Origin of the sequence: Rhodomicrobium sp. (assembly GCF_047605405.1) — a bacterium.
In the GTDB taxonomy this organism is placed as follows: domain Bacteria; phylum Pseudomonadota; class Alphaproteobacteria; order Rhizobiales; family Rhodomicrobiaceae; genus Rhodomicrobium; species Rhodomicrobium lacus.
Map to the genome: position 1 here is coordinate 47211 of NZ_JASGFR010000017.1, position 16035 is coordinate 63245.

Annotated in this window: 15 protein-coding genes; 11 read left to right on the top strand and 4 right to left on the bottom strand. The window is 64.2% G+C overall.

What is annotated here, in order from left to right; translation table 11 throughout:
- Positions 1-15: 15 nt before the first annotated feature.
- The 4 genes from QM659_RS08760 (at position 16) to sdhA (ending at position 4128) form a co-directional block, all read left to right on the top strand.
- Complete coding sequence (locus QM659_RS08760; protein WP_415188127.1) at positions 16-1065, top strand: MaoC family dehydratase; 1050 nt, start codon at positions 16-18, stop codon at positions 1063-1065.
- Between the two features lie 384 nt (positions 1066-1449).
- On the top strand, positions 1450-1899 hold the full coding sequence (gene sdhC, locus QM659_RS08765; protein ID WP_245433970.1) for a succinate dehydrogenase, cytochrome b556 subunit: 450 nt from the start codon (positions 1450-1452) through the stop codon (positions 1897-1899).
- Positions 1899-2291, top strand: a complete 393-nt coding sequence (sdhD, locus tag QM659_RS08770; protein ID WP_127076784.1) for a succinate dehydrogenase, hydrophobic membrane anchor protein — start codon at positions 1899-1901, stop codon at positions 2289-2291. Before sdhC ends, sdhD begins: the two co-directional genes overlap by 1 nt.
- A gap of 4 nt (positions 2292-2295) precedes the next feature.
- The gene (gene sdhA, locus QM659_RS08775; RefSeq protein ID WP_303487503.1) at positions 2296-4128 is read left to right on the top strand and encodes a succinate dehydrogenase flavoprotein subunit; all 1833 of its coding nucleotides are present in this window, start codon (positions 2296-2298) and stop codon (positions 4126-4128) included.
- A 100-nt stretch (positions 4129-4228) separates the two neighbouring features.
- Here sdhA and QM659_RS08780 read toward each other — a convergent pair whose 3' ends face one another.
- Positions 4229-4777, bottom strand: coding sequence for a hypothetical protein (locus tag QM659_RS08780; protein WP_415188128.1), 549 nt, complete (start codon positions 4775-4777; stop codon positions 4229-4231).
- Positions 4778-5191: 414 nt separating this feature from the next.
- Here QM659_RS08780 and QM659_RS08785 point away from each other — a divergent pair, with 414 nt between their 5' ends.
- The gene (locus QM659_RS08785; RefSeq protein WP_415188129.1) at positions 5192-6280 is read left to right on the top strand and encodes an efflux RND transporter periplasmic adaptor subunit; all 1089 of its coding nucleotides are present in this window, start codon (positions 5192-5194) and stop codon (positions 6278-6280) included.
- Positions 6277-9441, top strand: a complete 3165-nt coding sequence (locus QM659_RS08790) for a multidrug efflux RND transporter permease subunit (RefSeq protein ID WP_415188130.1) — start codon at positions 6277-6279, stop codon at positions 9439-9441. The genes QM659_RS08785 and QM659_RS08790 overlap by 4 nt, the downstream gene beginning before the upstream one ends.
- Positions 9442-9572: 131 nt before the next feature.
- On the opposite strand, the gene QM659_RS08795 is transcribed toward QM659_RS08790, so the two are convergent.
- Both QM659_RS08795 and QM659_RS08800 read right to left on the bottom strand, forming a co-directional pair.
- Positions 9573-10055, bottom strand: coding sequence for a Dps family protein (locus tag QM659_RS08795; RefSeq protein WP_127076789.1), 483 nt, complete (start codon positions 10053-10055; stop codon positions 9573-9575).
- A gap of 316 nt (positions 10056-10371) precedes the next feature.
- Positions 10372-10830 (bottom strand): NUDIX domain-containing protein, encoded by a 459-nt coding sequence (locus QM659_RS08800; protein WP_415188131.1) that lies wholly within the window; start codon positions 10828-10830, stop codon positions 10372-10374.
- A gap of 282 nt (positions 10831-11112) precedes the next feature.
- Between QM659_RS08800 and QM659_RS08805 the strand changes: the two genes are divergently transcribed.
- The 4 genes from QM659_RS08805 to QM659_RS08820 all read left to right on the top strand — a co-directional run bounded on the left by QM659_RS08805 (position 11113) and on the right by QM659_RS08820 (position 14007).
- Positions 11113-12321 (top strand): MFS transporter, encoded by a 1209-nt coding sequence (locus tag QM659_RS08805; RefSeq protein ID WP_415188132.1) that lies wholly within the window; start codon positions 11113-11115, stop codon positions 12319-12321.
- A gap of 8 nt (positions 12322-12329) precedes the next feature.
- Positions 12330-12461 carry a hypothetical protein gene (locus QM659_RS08810; RefSeq protein WP_303487516.1) on the top strand — a complete coding sequence of 44 codons (132 nt, stop codon included), beginning with the start codon at positions 12330-12332 and terminating at the stop codon, positions 12459-12461.
- 107 nt (positions 12462-12568) lie between these two features.
- The gene (locus QM659_RS08815; protein WP_415188133.1) at positions 12569-13183 is read left to right on the top strand and encodes a TIGR04282 family arsenosugar biosynthesis glycosyltransferase; all 615 of its coding nucleotides are present in this window, start codon (positions 12569-12571) and stop codon (positions 13181-13183) included.
- 230 nt (positions 13184-13413) lie between these two features.
- Entirely contained in the window at positions 13414-14007 is a 594-nt protein-coding gene (locus QM659_RS08820; RefSeq protein ID WP_303487520.1) for a hypothetical protein, read from the top strand.
- Positions 14008-14175: 168 nt separating this feature from the next.
- On the opposite strand, the gene QM659_RS08825 is transcribed toward QM659_RS08820, so the two are convergent.
- On the bottom strand, positions 14176-14847 hold the full coding sequence (locus QM659_RS08825; RefSeq protein WP_415188134.1) for a TIGR04283 family arsenosugar biosynthesis glycosyltransferase: 672 nt from the start codon (positions 14845-14847) through the stop codon (positions 14176-14178).
- Positions 14848-14932: 85 nt separating this feature from the next.
- Between QM659_RS08825 and QM659_RS08830 the strand changes: the two genes are divergently transcribed.
- A complete protein-coding gene (locus QM659_RS08830; RefSeq protein WP_415188135.1) occupies positions 14933-16030 on the top strand; it encodes a PA0069 family radical SAM protein in 1098 nt (365 codons plus the stop codon).
- The last annotated feature ends 5 nt before the right edge of the window (positions 16031-16035 follow it).

A 16035-nucleotide genomic window follows, 5' to 3' on the forward strand; every position in this document is an offset into this window, starting at 1 on the left:
CGGACGGGGAAAACCATGAGCAAGGCACGTCAGGGCAACTATTTCGAGGATTTCAGGCTTGGGCAGGTGATAGCGCACGCCACGCCGCGCACGGTCACGGCGGGCGACGTCGCGCTCTACACCGCGCTTTACGGCCCGCGCTTCGCGGTGCAGTCGTCGGATGCCTTCGCGAAGGCCATCGGTTATCCGGCCGCACCCATCGACGACCTGCTCGTGTTCCACATCGTTTTCGGCAAGACGGTGCCGGATATCTCGCTGAACGCGGTGGCGAACCTCGGCTACGCGGAACTGCGCTTCCTGAAGCCGGTGTTCCCCGGCGACACGCTGTCGTCCACATCCGAGGTGATCGGCCTCAAGGAAAATTCCAACAAGCAGTCCGGCGTCGTTTACGTCCGCACCACGGGGCGCAACCAGTCAGGCGCGCCCGTGCTGGAATATGTTCGCTGGGTGATGGTGAAGAAGCGAGACGAAGCCGCGGAGGCGCCCGCGCCGCACGTGCCGAGCCTCAAGGCCGCCGTCGATCCGTCGGAACTCGGCGGTGCGCTTCCGCCACTCACGCTGGAAGGCTACGACACGAAGCTTTCCGGCAACGCGGCGCGCTGGGGAGATTACGAAATCGGCGAGAAGATCGATCACCTCGACGCCATGACGCTCGAAGAGGCCGAGCACCAGCTTGCGACGCGGCTCTACCAGAACACGGCGAAGGTGCACTTCAACCTGCACGAACAGGCCCAAGGCCGCTTCAAGCGCCGGCTCATCTATGGCGGCCACATCATCTCGCTCGCTCGGGCGCTTTCGTTCAACGGTCTTGAGAACGCGTTCCACGTCGCCGCGATCAATGCGGGGCGGCACGTCTCTCCGGCATTTGCGGGCGACACCGTCTATGCGTGGAGCGAGGTGCTCGACAAGCAGCCGCTGCCGGGGCGCGACGATGCGGGCGCGCTCAGGCTGCGCCTCATCGCGGCGAAGGACAAGCCCTGCGCCAGCTTCCCATACAAGGCTGGGGAGCAATACGACGCGTCCGTGCTGCTCGATCTCGACTACTGGGCCGCGCTCCCGCGCTGAGTCCGCAGCGGGTCCGGCGGCGCGAAACGGCTCGTCAAGGATGCCCGCCAGGCTGCGACCCGTCGCCGCCATGGCTGGCATACGCTTAGCGTGAACGTGACAGCGCAGCCCGCAAACCTTTGCTGCGCTTGCGGTTGAGCGCGATCACAAGACGGCGAGACGGCGGGAGCGCGGCAAATTGGATTTCCATTTCGCTGCCAGAGCCTGTATGGAAGTTGCAAATTCTTGGACTGGTTCTAGAACCTCGTCCGGATCACAGTCCCGCCCGGATCTTGTCGCCGAAAGCCTTAGCGGTTCCGCGCCGCCGTTTGTTGCTGCCCGTCGGCCTGAGCGATATAGTCCGGGGCGTTAAGAAAAACTGCATCGAGGGTTAAGAAGGATTGCATGATGGCGGAAGCCAAGCCTATCGCGGACACACGGCCGCTGGCGCCGAAACCGATGTCTCCCCATCTTTCGATCTACCGTTTCAAGATCAACATGATCCTTTCGATCATGCATCGCGTGACGGGGATCACGAACTATTTTGGCAGCCTCATCCTCGCGGTCTGGATCGCGTCGGCGGCGACAAGCGAACAGGCCTTCAATACGGTCAGTTCTTACCTCGCGACACCGCTCGGTCTCGTCATCCTCATCGGCTTCACCTGGTCCGTGATGCACCACATGCTCGGCGGCATCCGTCACTTCATCTGGGATGTGGGCTGGGGTTTCACCAAGCCCGCCGTCAAGTTCCTGTCCTGGGCGACGCTGTTCGGCTCGCTCACGCTGACGGCGATCATCTGGGGTTACGCACTTTCGCACTGGGGCCACGCCCTTTCGCTTGGGGGGGCCCGCTGATGCCTTCGACGACCTACAGAACGGAACTCAAGAAAGTCCGCGGCCTCGGCTCTGCCATCGGCGGCCCAGGCACGGACCACTTCTGGGCGCAGCGGCTCACGGCTGTCTCGAACCTCTTCGTGGTGGCGTTCCTCGTCTATACCGGGCTCACGCTCGCGGGCGCGCCGATTGGGGAAGTGAAGGCGTTCTTCGGCCACCCCTTCAACGCGATCGCGTCGATCCTCGTGGTGATCTCGACCGCCATCCATATGCGCCTCGGCATGCAGGTTCCGGTGGAGGAATACATGCCCCACGGCCTCAAGGTTCCGTTTCTCTTCCTGAACACCTTCTTCGTGATCGTGATCGCCGTCGTCGGCGTGCTGTCGATCCTGAAGCTTTTCCTTGGAAATTAGTCTCATGGCGGATGCAAAACTGAACGGCGTCGCCGCTCCCACGGTGAACGGGCGCGCGTACAAGATTCACGATCACACCTTCGACGTGGTCGTGGTCGGCGCTGGCGGCGCGGGCCTTCGCGCGACACTCGGCTGTGCACAGGCGGGCCTCAAGACGGCCTGCGTGACGAAGGTTTTCCCCACGCGCTCGCATACCGTTGCGGCCCAGGGCGGCATCGCGGCCGCGCTCGGCAACATGGGTCCGGACGACTGGCGCTGGCACATGTACGACACCGTGAAGGGGTCGGACTGGCTCGGCGATCAGGACGCAATCGAATATCTCTGCCGCAACGCGCCCGCCGCCGTGTACGAGCTTGAACATTACGGCATGCCCTTCAGCCGCACCGAGGCGGGCAAGATCTACCAGCGTCCGTTCGGCGGCATGACCACCGAATTCGGCGAAGGCCCGCCGGCACAGCGCACCTGCGCCGCCGCCGACCGCACCGGCCACGCCATGCTGCACACGCTCTACGGCCAGTCGCTTCGCTATTCGGCCGACTTCTTCGTGGAGCACTTCGCGCTCGACCTCATCATGGACGACGGCATCTGCCGGGGCGTGATGTCGCTCTCGCTCGAAGACGGCTCGATCCACCGCATTCGCGCGAAGAAGACGATCATCGCAACGGGCGGTTATGGCCGCACCTATTTCTCGGCCACGTCCGCGCATACCTGCACGGGCGACGGCAACGCCATGGTGCTGCGCGCGGGGCTTCCGCTGCAGGACATGGAGTTCGTGCAGTTCCACCCGACCGGCATCTACGGCGCGGGCGTGCTCATCACCGAGGGCGCACGCGGCGAGGGCGGCTACCTCACCAACTCGCAAGGCGAGCGCTTCATGGAGCGCTACGCGCCGCATGCGAAGGATCTGGCCAGCCGCGACGTGGTTTCGCGCTCGATGACCATCGAGATCCGCGAGGGGCGCGGCGTCGGCCCGAACAAGGACCACATCTATCTCCACCTCGACCATCTCGACCCGAAGATCCTCGCCGAGCGTCTGCCCGGTATCACCGAGAGCGCGCAGATCTTCGCGGGCGTGGACCTTCGCCGGCAGCCGATCCCGGTTATCCCGACCGTCCACTACAACATGGGCGGCATCCCGACGAACCACTTCGGCGAAGCGATCAACCCGCGCGCGGGCGACCCGGATGCGACGATCCCCGGCCTGATGGCCATCGGCGAAGCATCCTGCGCGAGCGTGCACGGCGCGAACCGCCTCGGCTCAAACTCGCTGATCGATCTCGTGGTGTTCGGCCGCGCTGCGGCGCTGCGCTGCGCCGAGACCATCGAGAAAGGTCAGCATCCGAACCTCGCGGCGAACGCAGGCGAGGAAGCCATCGCCCGCCTCGACCGCTTCCGCCACGCCAACGGCTCGACGCCCACCGCCGTGCTTCGCGGCAAGATGCAGCGCATCATGCAGAACAATTGCGCGGTGTTCCGGCAGGCGGACGTGCTCGAAGAGGGCGTGCGGCTCATCAAGGAGGTGTGGGATGGCATCGAGGACGTTCGCGTCACCGACCGCTCGCTCGTCTGGAACACGGACCTCACCGAGACGCTCGAATTCAACAACATGATCGGCCTGGCGCTTGCCACGGTGACGGGCGCGCGTGACCGGCAGGAAAGTCGCGGCGCGCATGCCCGCGAGGACTTCCCGAACCGGGACGATCAGAACTGGATGAAGCACACGCTCGCCTATGGCGACGACGAGAAGCGCACGGTGACGCTCGACTATCGCCCGGTGCATACGCACACGCTGACAAACGACGTGCAGTACATCCAGCCGAAGGCACGCGTTTACTGAACGCATTCGTCGGCTCAAGGCTTTCGCAAAGAAATCATGGCCGGGGCTTTTCCCCGGCCATTTTCGTTCCTGCGCTCGCTCCGGCGGCGTTCGCAATGACCTACGCGCGCCCGAACCAGAAGCCCGCAGCCGCCAGACACGCCAGGGCCGCTACGTTTACGTAATAGGTGACCGAAACCGCAAACCATGCCGGGCGGCCGAACTGCTTTTTTGCGAGCAACCAGAGCGCGACAGGCAGCGTCAGCAGCGGCAGAAGCGTCGGCGCGAACACCACAGCGCCCAGCGCGCAAAGTACCGTTGGTATCGCATCGTCGATAAGAGCGTCGTAGCGCGTTAAGACCGCGTCCGCCGGATAAGTGCCGTCTTCATTCGGCGCGATGGCCTTGCGCGCCTGCCCAATGAAGAACAGGAAAAAGAACACCCCCGAAATCGCGGCGGCATCGACGACCCAGCCGGGCGGCTTTGACGAGAACACCGCCGCCCCGAAGCCCACGAACGGCTCTGTCGCCGCCCGCCACGCCTTCAGGATCGGCATGGAAAGCTCGCCGAACGCAAGCCCGAACGTGCTCTCCAGGATCGACAGGACCGCCAGGCTTTCCACCAGCAAGGCGGCGCAGAACACGGCGTCGGCCGCGATTGCCCTCAGCATTTCGATCGCTTCCCCTTCGACCGCCCATGATTAAAAGACGGTAAGACTTGCCCGTTATCCTTACCGCTCTCTTTGAGCGCGAGGATTTCTCCTGCATACTCCGGACTGTCGAAAACGGAAATCCGGCTGTTGCAGAATACGATGGCGCCACGATTCCTTTTCGGCTTCGCGCCGACGAGATATCCTTTGTCACATGCGCAGGGTTTCATGCGCGCGAGTGTCAAACCGGTAGGGGTCGGAATGGCAAGCTTCGCCGCCGAAGCATCGCCATGAACGGCGGTTACGTCGTGCGGGCCCCAAACGCCGGCGCCATGGCGCTGGCGGTCAGCAGGACAAACCCAGGCGGGGATTTTGATGTTTCGTAAAGTGTTAGCGGGCCTTGTGCTTTTCGCCGTCGCAGCAGCGGTGGCGCTTATGGCCGAACCTTCGCCGAACCGTGCCCCTCAGGCCGCGCCCGCGCCGGCCGCCATCGCCGTCGCGACCGTGCCCGCGCGGATGCGCGACGTGCCGGTGCTCCTTTCCGGCATCGGCGCAGTCGAGGCGTTTCAGATCGTGCAGATACGCTCCCGCGTGGATGGAACGCTCGACAGGGTGAATTTCACCGAAGGCCAGCTCGTCAAGAAGGGCGACGTCCTCGCGATCATCGATCCGCGCCTCTACCGCGCCGCGCTCGACTCCGCCAGAGCGAAGCTCTCGCAGGACAAGGCGCAACTCGCATCCGACGAGAAAGACTTGAGCCGCAGCGTCCAGCTTTCGACGCAGCGCTTTGCCTCGCAGCAGACGGTGGACCAGCTTACCGCGAAAGTCGATATCGGCCGCGCGCTCGTGCAGGCCGATGAAGCCGCCATCCGCACCGCCGAAACCAACCTCAGCTACACGACGATTACCGCCCCCTTTGACGGCAGGATCGGCATTTCCTCGGTTCACGCCGGAAACATCGTCCGCGCGAACGACCAGACCTTCATCGCCGAACTCACGCAGGTCGATCCGATCTCCCTCGTCTTTACCCTGCCCGAAGCGAGGCTCCCCCTCGTCCGCGAGGCGCAGAAGGCCGGGCCGGTTTCGGTTATCGCTCTCGATCACGATGCGAAAGAGCCGGTGGCGAGGGGCAAGCTGAGCGTCATCGACAACAAGGTCGACCAGACCACCGGAACGATCCGCCTCAAGGCGACGTTCGACAACAGGAACGATGCGCTGTGGCCGGGCCAATATGCGCCCGTGCTCGTCGAGGCGGGGGTGCGAAGGAATGCGGTGACGGTGCCTACCGCTGCCGTCCAGCGCGGACCGAACGGCCTTTATGTGTGGATCGCAACCCCTGAGCGGCGTGCGCAGATGGTCGCCGTCGAAACCGGGCCGAGCCATGACGATGAAACGGTGATCGCGAAGGGCGCAACCGAAGGCGATCTCGTGATCGTCTCAAACCACTACCGCTTGCGCCCCGGCATCGAGATCGAGCCCAAGGCGAAGCCCGTGGCTGCCACCGACGCCGCGGGCCGCACATGAGCCTTTCAACGCCCTTCATTCTTCGCCCCGTCGCCACCACTCTCATGATGGCGGCCATTGTGCTTTCGGGAGTGGCAGCCTTCTTCTACCTGCCGGTTGCGCCGCTGCCGCAGGTCGACTTCCCGACGATCCAGGTTTCGGCGCAGCTTCCGGGCGCGTCCGCGCAAACCATGGCTTCCTCGGTCGCGACCCCGCTCGAACAGCAGTTCGGCCAGATCGCGGGCGTGACGCAACTCACCTCCACGAGCACGCTCGGCAATACGCAGATCAACATTCAGTTCGAACTGGACCGCAACATCGACGCGGCGGCCCAGGACGTGCAGGCCGCGATCACGGCCGCCGGGCGAAAGCTGCCCACCTCGCTCAGTTCGCCGCCGAGCTACCGCAAGTTCAATCCTGCCGATCCGCCGATCATCATCCTGTCGGTGACGGCGGACACGCTCCCAATAACCGAAGTCAGCGATCAGGCTGAAAACATCCTCGCCCAGCAGATCTCGCAAATCCGGGGCGTGGCCAATGTGAATATCGGCGGACAGCAGAAGCCGTCCGTGCGCGTGCAGGTCGACCCGGAGCGGCTGGCATCGCGCGGCCTGACCCTCGAAGACGTGCGCGCCATGCTCGGCACGATTACCGCCGATGCCGCCAAGGGCACCGTTCAGGGCGTGGAGCAAAGCTTCACCATCGCGGCGAACGATCAGATCGTGAAGCCCGAGGATTACGAAAAGGTCATCCTCGCCTATCGCAACGGCGCGCCGATCCGCGTCGCCGATGTGGGCCGCGCCGTGGCGGGGCCGGAGAATACGCTTTCGGGCGCATGGGCGAACGGCAACCGCGCGGTGCTGCTCGTCGTCTTCAAGCAGCCGGGCGCCAATGTCATCGAGACGGTCGACGCGATCAAGGCGGCGCTGCCGAAATTCGCAAGCGTGATCCCGGCTGGCGTCAAGGTCGACATCATGAACGACCGGACGGAAACAATCCGCGCGTCGGTGCACGAGGTCGAGTTCACGCTCGTGCTCACCATCGGGCTCGTGGTGCTGGTCGTTCTCCTGTTCCTGCGCAACGTCCGTGCCACGCTGATCGCGAGCGCCATTGTCCCGATCTCGCTCATCGGCACGTTCGCCGTCATGTATGTCGCGGGCTTCAGTCTCGACAATCTGTCGCTCATGGCGCTCGTCATCGCGGTCGGCTTCGTGGTGGATGACGCCATCGTGGTCGTCGAAAACATCGTCCGCCATGTCGAGGACGGCGAGCCGCCCTTCCGCGCGGCGCTGAAAGGCGCGAGCGAGATCGGCTTTACCGTGATGTCGATCAGCCTTTCGCTTGTCGCGGTGTTCATCCCGCTCCTGCTCATGGGCGGAATCATCGGGCGGCTGATGCATGAATTCGCGATGACCGTCACGGTCACCATCGCGGTTTCGGTCGTGGTCGCGCTGACGCTCACGCCCATGTTGTGCTCGCGCTTCCTGACGCCGCACGCCGAGGAACGGCCGGGTTTCCTCTCCCGCGCGGTCGGCAGCTTTTTGGAAACGCTTCAGGCGGGCTATGCGCGCACCCTCGACGTGGCGCTGCGCTTCCGGCTGTTTACGCTCATGGTGTTTTTCGCAACCCTTGGACTGACGGTTTATCTTTTCATTGTCATTCCCAAGGGCTTCTTCCCCGTGCAGGATACCGGCTCCATCGGGGCCATCACGGACGCGCCGCAGGACATCTCCTTCGACGAGATGGTGCGGCGTCAGCGGGCGCTGGCCGATATCATCGCCGAAGATCCCGACATAGCGACCGTGGCCTCCTACCTCGGATCGTCTCCCGGAGCCACGCTGAATTCCGGGCGTATCTTCATCCGGCTCAAGCCTTGGGGCGAACGCAAGGGTACCGCGCTCGATATCGTCAACCGTCTGCGCCCGAGGCTCGCCGAAGTACAGGGCGCGGCGGCATTTCTGTCACCCGCGCAGGACATCACCGTCGGCGCGCGGACGTCGCGCGCGCTCTACCAGTACACGCTTCAGGACGCGAGCCTCGAAGAACTGAACGAGTGGACGCCCCGGATCGTCGAGAAGCTCAAGACGGTGCCCGCGCTCGCCGACGTTTCGACGGATCTTCTGATCAACGCACCGCAGCTTTCAGTGAGGATAGACCGCGACCGCGCCTCGCTTTACGGCATCACGCCCCAACATATCGACGCAACGCTCAACAGCGCGCTCGGTCAGCGCCAGGTGGTTCAATACTACACGCAGCTTTCCACCTACAATGTGGTGCTCGAAATCCTGCCGGAGCTTCAGGCGCAGCCGGACGTATTGAACCGCATCTATGTGCGCTCGCCGAATACGGGGCAGATGCTGCCTCTGTCTACGCTCGTCACCTTCGACACGGATAAAACCGGCTACCTGTCCATCACTCACCAGAGCCAGTTTCCGTCCGCTACCGTGTTCTTCAACCTGAAGCCCGGCGTTGCGCTGGGCGAAGCTGTCACGGCGGTGAACGCGGCAATGGCGGAGATCGGCGCGCCAACGACGCTGGTCGGCAGCTTCCAGGGCAACGCGCAGGCCTTCCAGGATTCGCTGCGCACCACGCCGATCCTGATCGTGGCCGCGCTCGTCACCGTCTACATCATCCTCGGCATGCTCTACGAGAGCTTCATTCATCCGCTCACGATCCTGTCGACGCTGCCGTCGGCGGGGGTCGGAGCGCTGCTCATGCTGATGGCGTTCGGCTTCGACCTCTCGGTGATCGGCATCATCGGCATCATCCTGCTGATCGGCATCGTGAAGAAGAACGGCATCATGATGGTCGACTTCGCCATCACGGCGGAGCGGCAACGCGGGCTGTCGGCCGAGGCATCGATCCGCGAGGCGGCGCTGCTCCGCTTCCGCCCGATCCTGATGACGACGGCGGCGGCGCTGCTGGGCGGCGTGCCGCTGATGCTCGGAACGGGCTCCGGCTCGGAGCTGCGCCAGCCGCTCGGCTACGCCATGGTGGGCGGCCTCGCGCTGAGCCAGATCCTCACGCTTTACACGACGCCGGTGATTTATCTTTATCTCGACAAGCTGCAAAGTCGGCTTACGCGCGGGACGAAAGCGGCTCATGAGGCCACGCAGGAGGAGGCGCTTGAGCCCGAACTGGCCGACGCGCTCCCCGAGCCGTCGAGGAAGGCCGCGGAGTGACGCCCTCCCGTAATCGCTTCATTGCGATTTATCTCAAAACCCGGAGAGGACGCGTTTCCGGCCCGCCGATAATGCGGCCGATGAAATTCGGAGCGTGACGACCGGCCACGCTCCGAAGCATCGATCCGCGATCAGTCTTCCAGCAGCGAACGCAGCATCCACGCGGTCTTTTCGTGGACGTCGAGGCGCTGAGTCAGGAGGTCGGCGGTCGGCTGGTCGTTCGCCTCTTCGAGAAGCGGGAACAGATCGCGCGCGGTGCGGGCCGTCGCCTCCTGCGCGTCGACGAGATGGCGCACCATCTCCATCGCCTTCGGCACGCCCGTCACTTCCTTGATGGAGGTCAGCTTGCCGAACTCTGCATAGGTGCCGGGCGCCGGGAAGCCGAGCGCGCGGATGCGCTCCGCGATGAGGTCGAGCGCGTTCCACTGCTCGGTATATTGCTGCATGAACATCACGTGGAGCGTGTTGAACATCGGCCCGGTCACGTTCCAGTGGAAATTGTGCGTCATGAGGTAGAGGCTGTAGCTGTCCGCGAGAAGGTGCGACAACCCGTTTGCAATCTTCTCGCGCTGTTCTTCGGGGATACCGATGTTGATCTGAGGCGCGCGTTTCATATGCTGTCCTTTCGAGTGAACGAGATCAAAAAGGCGATTGCCCGCACCGGCTCATGCCGCAAAGCCGGGTTCGGGAAATCCACTCTCTGGAGCCGGACCCGATCAATGGATCGGCCTCGTCGGCGAACCCTCCGCTTTCCCAGCGAAGACGGCTTCACAGATGGGTCGACCGACCGGAACAGACCCAGGGCGAATATAATGCTCGCCGTCGCGCTTTGTGAGACATCGCGGTTCGTTTGCCAACGGAAACTTGGCCGCAAGGCAGTCAGGGGGCAAAGCGGCGCGCGGCGGATTCAAAAGCGCGCGGCTTGCGGCTTCACCACTTCGCGTCAATCTGTGCGCCGTCGAAGATTTCGGCAAGCCGCCGCCTGACGGGTTCTACCGTTCCTTGCGGAAGTTCGTCTCGCGCGAAGAACCGGCTTTCCACGATTTCGCGGTTCGGCTTCGGCACGTGCGGCCGCTCCCACTCCGGGACGATAAAAACCGCCACGTGATCGTTAGGCATGGTGGAAAAATTTGCGAACAGCCCATGCAGCCGCACGGGGCCCTTGAGGATGACGCCCGCCTCCTCGAACAACTCGCGCGTGAGCGCCGTCTCGGCGGTTTCACGCCACTCGATGCCGCCGCCGGGGAAGTGCCATCCCGGGCGATAGCCGTGGCGCACGAGAAGCACGCGGCCATCGCCGTCGGTCACGACTCCTTGCGCGCCGAGCGTTGCACCGCGCCTGTAGCGCCAGTACGTGGCAATGACGCGTATTGCTAATTTACCGGGCATGGCGTGCGGACTGATGGTTGAGCTTGACCGGACCATGCGGCGCGCCGCCGCGCATTGCAAGCGCCGTATCGGCAAGCGCCGTATCGGGATGAGCGTCGCCGGCTTTATCGTGTGTCGGTCAAGTCTCGCGCGCGAAATCGCTCGTCCACACACCGCGCGCCGCGCATCACACCCCGATGATTTGCTTTGCGCGGCGCGTGAGATACAAGTGTTGCTCGACTTACGACGGATCGAGCCAGCGCCTGCCCCCGGACAGCGGCGCGACCGATCCGGGAGATCCTCATGCGCCGCCTCCCCACCGTCAGCCTGCTCATCGCCTGCGCGGCCATCATGCTGGCCATCAACATGGGCATCAGGCAAACCTTCGGCCTCTACATGAAGCCGATCAGCCAGGATCTCGACCTGGACAGGCAGGTGTTTTCGTTCGCGATGGCGCTCATGAACCTCGTCTGGGGCGTGGCGGGGCCGTTTGCGGGCGCGGCGGCGGACAAGTTCGGCTCGCTGCGCGTGGTGCTCGGCGGCACCGCGTTCTACGCGGGTGGCCTCGCGTTGATGGCGACGGCCTCCAGCGGCACCCAACTTGCGCTTGCGGGAAGTCTCGTCGGCATCGGCATCGCGGGCACGGGCTTTTCAGCCGTGTTCGGTGCCGTCGCACGCGCGGCATCGCCCGAGCGGCGCGCCTCGGCGCTCGGTCTCGTGACGATGGGCAGCGCCATCGGCCAGTTCATGGCTTTGCCTTACGCGCATGTGATCCTCGAAGCGACGGACTGGTCGGCCACGCTCTGGATCATGGCGATCACCGCAGCGCTGATCGCTCCGCTCGGCTTTGCGCTGACGAGCGGCGACAGCAGTCCGCATCCCAGCGCGCATTCCGATCAACGTGTCGGCGCGGCGCTGTCGGAGGCGCTTCGCTATCCAAGCTTCCTGCTGCTGACGGCGGGTTTCTTCGTCTGCGGCTTTCACCTCGCGGGCGTCGGCGTACACCTGCCGGCCTTCCTCGCGGACAAGGGCTTCGGGCCGAGCCTCGGAGCGCTGGCCCTCACCATCATCGGCGCCGCGAACATTCTGGGCACATGGGCATTCGGCCGCATCGGCGACATCGCGCCGAAGCACCTGACGCTTGCGGCGCTGTATTTCGCCCGCGCGCTGATCTTCCTGGCCCTCATCTACCTGCCGCTGACCGAAACGGCGGTGCTGATCTACGCCTTCCTGATCGGCCTCCTCTGGCTCGGCACGATCCCGCTCACGAGCGGCCTCATCGTGACGTTTTTCGGCCCGCGCTGGCTGTCCATGCTATACGGCGTCGTGTTTTTCTCGCATCAGGTCGGCAGCTTCATGGGGGCGTGGCTCGGCGGCTGGTTTTATGATACCACCCATTCCTACGATCTTTTGTGGTGGTCGTCGGTCGCCGTCGGGATGCTCGCGGCGCTTTTGCATCTGCCCATACGCGAGGGGCCCTCGCCGAGGCTCGCCGCCGCGCCCGCAGAGTGATGGATGACATGCCGCAGGCCTTGAAATGGAGTTTCATCGCAGCCGTCGCACTCCTTGTCGCGGGAGCGGCATGGATCATGATCGAGCGCGGACCTGCGCTTCTCCTCGATCTCGGCGGCGCGATCGCTGGCTGCTTCTGACAAGCGCCGTAACGGCAACCGGCGTGACGCACATCCGAAAAGCGCGCGGGCGCATCGAGATCCGCACACGAAAACGCACCGAAGCAGGGCGGCCGTTGGTTGTCATCATGACCAGGGCGCCGATCTGCGGCGCGGTCAAAACGCGGCTTGCGCGTGAAATCGGGCCGGTGGCGGCGTCCGCGCTCACGCGCGCCCTGACGGCGAGGCTCCTTCGCGAGCTTGCGCGCGACGCGCGCTTTCGCTGCATGCTGGCGGTCTCGCCTCCAACCGCCACAATGGCGCGTTTTCCGGCGTGGCGCGCGGGCGGGCGCATTCAGCGAATGGCGCAAGTGCGCGGTGATCTCGGCGCGCGGATGCAGGGCTTGCTCGACCGCTGCGAAAAGGGGCCGGTCGTCGTCATCGGCACCGACATTCCGGGCATCGCGCGCGAAATCATCGCGGACGCCTTGCGCCTTTTGCGCCGCGCGGACGCTGTTTTCGGCCCGGCGGAAGATGGAGGTTACTGGCTCGTCGGGCTCAGGCGCCGTCCGAAAATCCTCAAGCCCTTCGCAAATGTCCGCTGGTCGTCGGAACACGCGCTTGCCGATACGCTCGCCAACCTTGAGGGGCGCCGCGTCGCCTTTGCGAAAACGCTGTTCGATATCGATACAGGAGCCGACTACCGGCGCTACCGCCAGCTTGAGAGCGCCGGAACCCGCATCATATTTGCGAAAAATTTATAGAAAATTTGCTATAAGAATGTGGCTTGCGTTCCATGCAAGCAAACCCTCTCGCAGCTGTGCCCGCCCGACACTGGCAAGGGTTGCGAATTCCGGCCGGCCAGGCTGTGCGCCTTGCCGGTCGGGACCGACGAGACCGGGAGGCTCCGAGCAGCGGACCTCCACGCGCACGATCCAGACTTGCCGCATAGACGCGGCAGGCCCGAACAGACCGGCAGAACAGGCGGAACACAGTGGCCGACGACGCAAAGCCCGAGGGTGCCGGAGCACCGAAACCGGAAGCGGGAGCGCCCGCAAATCCTCCGCCCGGCTATATCTTTACGCTCATGCCGGTGCCACCCTCTCCTCCTCAGCCCGATAAGGCAAAGGCCAAGGAAGAGGAAGCAAAACCCTCGCCACCGAAAGACGAAGCGATGGTTCCGCCTCGCCTGCTTTACCTTATCCTGGTCCCGATCGCGCTCTGGGACGTCTACACCACCTATCTCGGCGTTTCGTATTTCTTCGACCTGCCGACGAACCCGGACATCAATCCCGGCCAGTTCGTCTTCGGACTCGTGGTCACGCTGATCGTTTTTCTCTTCGTGGTTACGACGCAGTTCATCCACTCGCTGCCCGCGCATGGCGGCCCGATCCTGATCCTCAAAGGAGCGTGGGCGACTGCCGTGGCCATCGACCTTTACACCGCATGGGACGGGACGCGGCGTATCGTGTTCTACGGCGAGGAAGACGCCGCCAAGGGCGTCGGCGTCGCCATCGTCGCGGCGCTGATCGTGACATCGACGATTTTCCTGTCGCAGCTTCTGCTCGGGAGAAAAGCCAAGGCCTGAGGCGCGCATCTCTTTATGCCGACTTGTCCGGCCCCGTTCTGCCGCGTCGTCTCGACGGCCTTCGCAGTGGCCGAAGCTTCAGAGATCGCCGCAAACGGATGCTGCACGACGCGGTCTCCGCGTCATCGGTCCCGATCTCGCGCAGGCTGATCCAAATTGCGCGCTGATCTACCCGTATCGTTCCACCAGCTTCTCCGGCGGCACGCCGCGCAGGTAGAGCGACAGACACCATAAATTTCGCGCCGACCGCCGGATATAGCCCTGCTCGCGAAACCTCTCGGCGCTCGTGACCGCGTTCGTCTTCAGCATGGCAAGCCGCGTGCGGCCGAGCTTGCGGACGATTTCGACGTCCTCCATCAGCGGGATCGGTGCGAAACCGCCAACCTCGTCGTACAAGTCGCGCGAGATGAGAAGTCCCTGATCGCCGTAAGGGAGCCGGAACAGCGCGCAGCGCACCGCGACGAGGCGCTCCAGAAGACGCGGATTGAAGCCCTCGTCCGCGAGCCGGAATCTGAAGGCCGCCGCGCCCTTTCCCCGCTTCATGAAAGCGAGCGCCTCGTTCGTCCACCCCGCGTCCAGCGCCGTGTCGGCGTGGAGAAAAAGAAGCCATGGCTTGCGCGCCGCATTCGCGCCCGCTCTCAATTGCTGGCCGCGCCCGCGTTCGGCCACAATGAGGCGCGCGCCCGCTTCCTCCGCGATCTGCCGCGTTGCATCGGTGGAGCCGCCGTCACTGACGATCACCTCGCTGACGATGCCCTCGACGGCCGCGTCGAAGATCGAGAGAAAGGTCGCCGGGAGCGTGCGCCCCGCGTTCAGCGTTGGAATGACAACCGAGATCATGGCCGTTTTGTTAACCGATCGCGAGCGCTGTGGAAAGCGAAAAATGTTCTTTATTTGTTCCTCGTTGCGCGCTAGGGTTCAAAGCATGGTCTGGAAGGAAGCGAGATGCGCGACCGGGGAAGAACATGTCGCCGCCGAGCGCAGGCGCGGGCGCGGAGCGGTCTCCAACGCAACCGGGCGTTTCGAGCCCGAGCGGCGCGAGGCGCTGGACGACGGCTGGGATTGTCTCGACGATCTGCCGCATTTCAAGACGGAGGTGCGGGAGGAGCGCGTCAAGACCATCATCGCGCGGAACACTTCGCCCGATATCGGTTTCGATCGCTCGATAAATCCTTATCGAGGCTGCGAACATGGCTGCATTTATTGTTATGCGCGACCGTCCCATGCCTATTGGGGCTGGTCGGCTGGCCTCGATTTCGAAACGAAGCTCGTCGCGAAGGTGAATGCCGCCGAGGCTCTGGAAGCAGAACTCGCCCGGCCCGGTTACGAGCCCGCCACCATCATGATCGGGGCCAATACCGACGCCTATCAGCCCGTGGAACGCGAGCGGAAAATTACACGCGCGGTGCTGGAGGTTCTGGAGCGCAGTTCGCATCCGGTCGCGCTCGTGACCAAGTCGGCGCTCGTCCTTCGCGACATCGACATCCTCGCCCGTCTTGCGAAGCGCGCTCTGGTGCGTGTCGCCATTTCCATCACCACGCTCGACCATCGCCTCGCGCGCCGGATGGAGCCGCGCGCCTCGACGCCCCACCGGCGCCTGGAAGCAATCCGCAAACTCGCGGCGGAGAAAATCCCCGTGGCCGTCATGGCCGCGCCCTTGATCCCCGCCCTCACAGACCACGAACTCGAATCCATCCTGAAGGTGGCGGCGGAAGCCGGCGCTTCGGACGCAGGCTACGTGCTCCTTCGCCTGCCGCTCGAAGTAAGCCCTCTGTTTCAGGAGTGGCTGCGTTCCGAGTTTCCCCATCGCGCCGACCGCGTCATGTCCCTCGTCCGCCAGACGCGCGAGGGCAAGGATTACGTTTCGCGCTTCGGCGAGCGGCACAGTGGAACGGGCCACTACGCGGAACAGATCGCCACGCGGTTTCAGATTGCAACGCGCCGCCTCGATCTTCGCAAACGCGACCTGAGTTTACGCCGCGACCTGTTTCGGCGGCCGGGCGCTCAGCTCAGCCTTTTCTGACGGAG

What these genes read in the sequence shown, in the direction of transcription:
- QM659_RS08815 (WP_415188133.1), top strand. Translation starts at nt 12,569, where the DNA reads ATGACCAGGGCGCCGATCTGCGGCGCGGTCAAAACGCGGCTTGCGCGT.
- sdhA (WP_303487503.1), top strand. Translation starts at nt 2,296, where the DNA reads ATGGCGGATGCAAAACTGAACGGCGTCGCCGCTCCCACGGTGAACGGG.
- QM659_RS08760 (WP_415188127.1), top strand. Translation starts at nt 16, where the DNA reads ATGAGCAAGGCACGTCAGGGCAACTATTTCGAGGATTTCAGGCTTGGG.
- QM659_RS08805 (WP_415188132.1), top strand. Translation starts at nt 11,113, where the DNA reads ATGCGCCGCCTCCCCACCGTCAGCCTGCTCATCGCCTGCGCGGCCATC.
- QM659_RS08800 (WP_415188131.1), bottom strand. Translation starts at nt 10,830, where the DNA reads ATGCCCGGTAAATTAGCAATACGCGTCATTGCCACGTACTGGCGCTAC.
- QM659_RS08790 (WP_415188130.1), top strand. Translation starts at nt 6,277, where the DNA reads ATGAGCCTTTCAACGCCCTTCATTCTTCGCCCCGTCGCCACCACTCTC.
- sdhD (WP_127076784.1), top strand. Translation starts at nt 1,899, where the DNA reads ATGCCTTCGACGACCTACAGAACGGAACTCAAGAAAGTCCGCGGCCTC.
- QM659_RS08830 (WP_415188135.1), top strand. Translation starts at nt 14,933, where the DNA reads ATGGTCTGGAAGGAAGCGAGATGCGCGACCGGGGAAGAACATGTCGCC.
- QM659_RS08780 (WP_415188128.1), bottom strand. Translation starts at nt 4,777, where the DNA reads ATGCTGAGGGCAATCGCGGCCGACGCCGTGTTCTGCGCCGCCTTGCTG.
- QM659_RS08785 (WP_415188129.1), top strand. Translation starts at nt 5,192, where the DNA reads ATGGCCGAACCTTCGCCGAACCGTGCCCCTCAGGCCGCGCCCGCGCCG.
- QM659_RS08795 (WP_127076789.1), bottom strand. Translation starts at nt 10,055, where the DNA reads ATGAAACGCGCGCCTCAGATCAACATCGGTATCCCCGAAGAACAGCGC.
- QM659_RS08825 (WP_415188134.1), bottom strand. Translation starts at nt 14,847, where the DNA reads ATGATCTCGGTTGTCATTCCAACGCTGAACGCGGGGCGCACGCTCCCG.
- QM659_RS08810 (WP_303487516.1), top strand. Translation starts at nt 12,330, where the DNA reads ATGCCGCAGGCCTTGAAATGGAGTTTCATCGCAGCCGTCGCACTCCTT.
- sdhC (WP_245433970.1), top strand. Translation starts at nt 1,450, where the DNA reads ATGATGGCGGAAGCCAAGCCTATCGCGGACACACGGCCGCTGGCGCCG.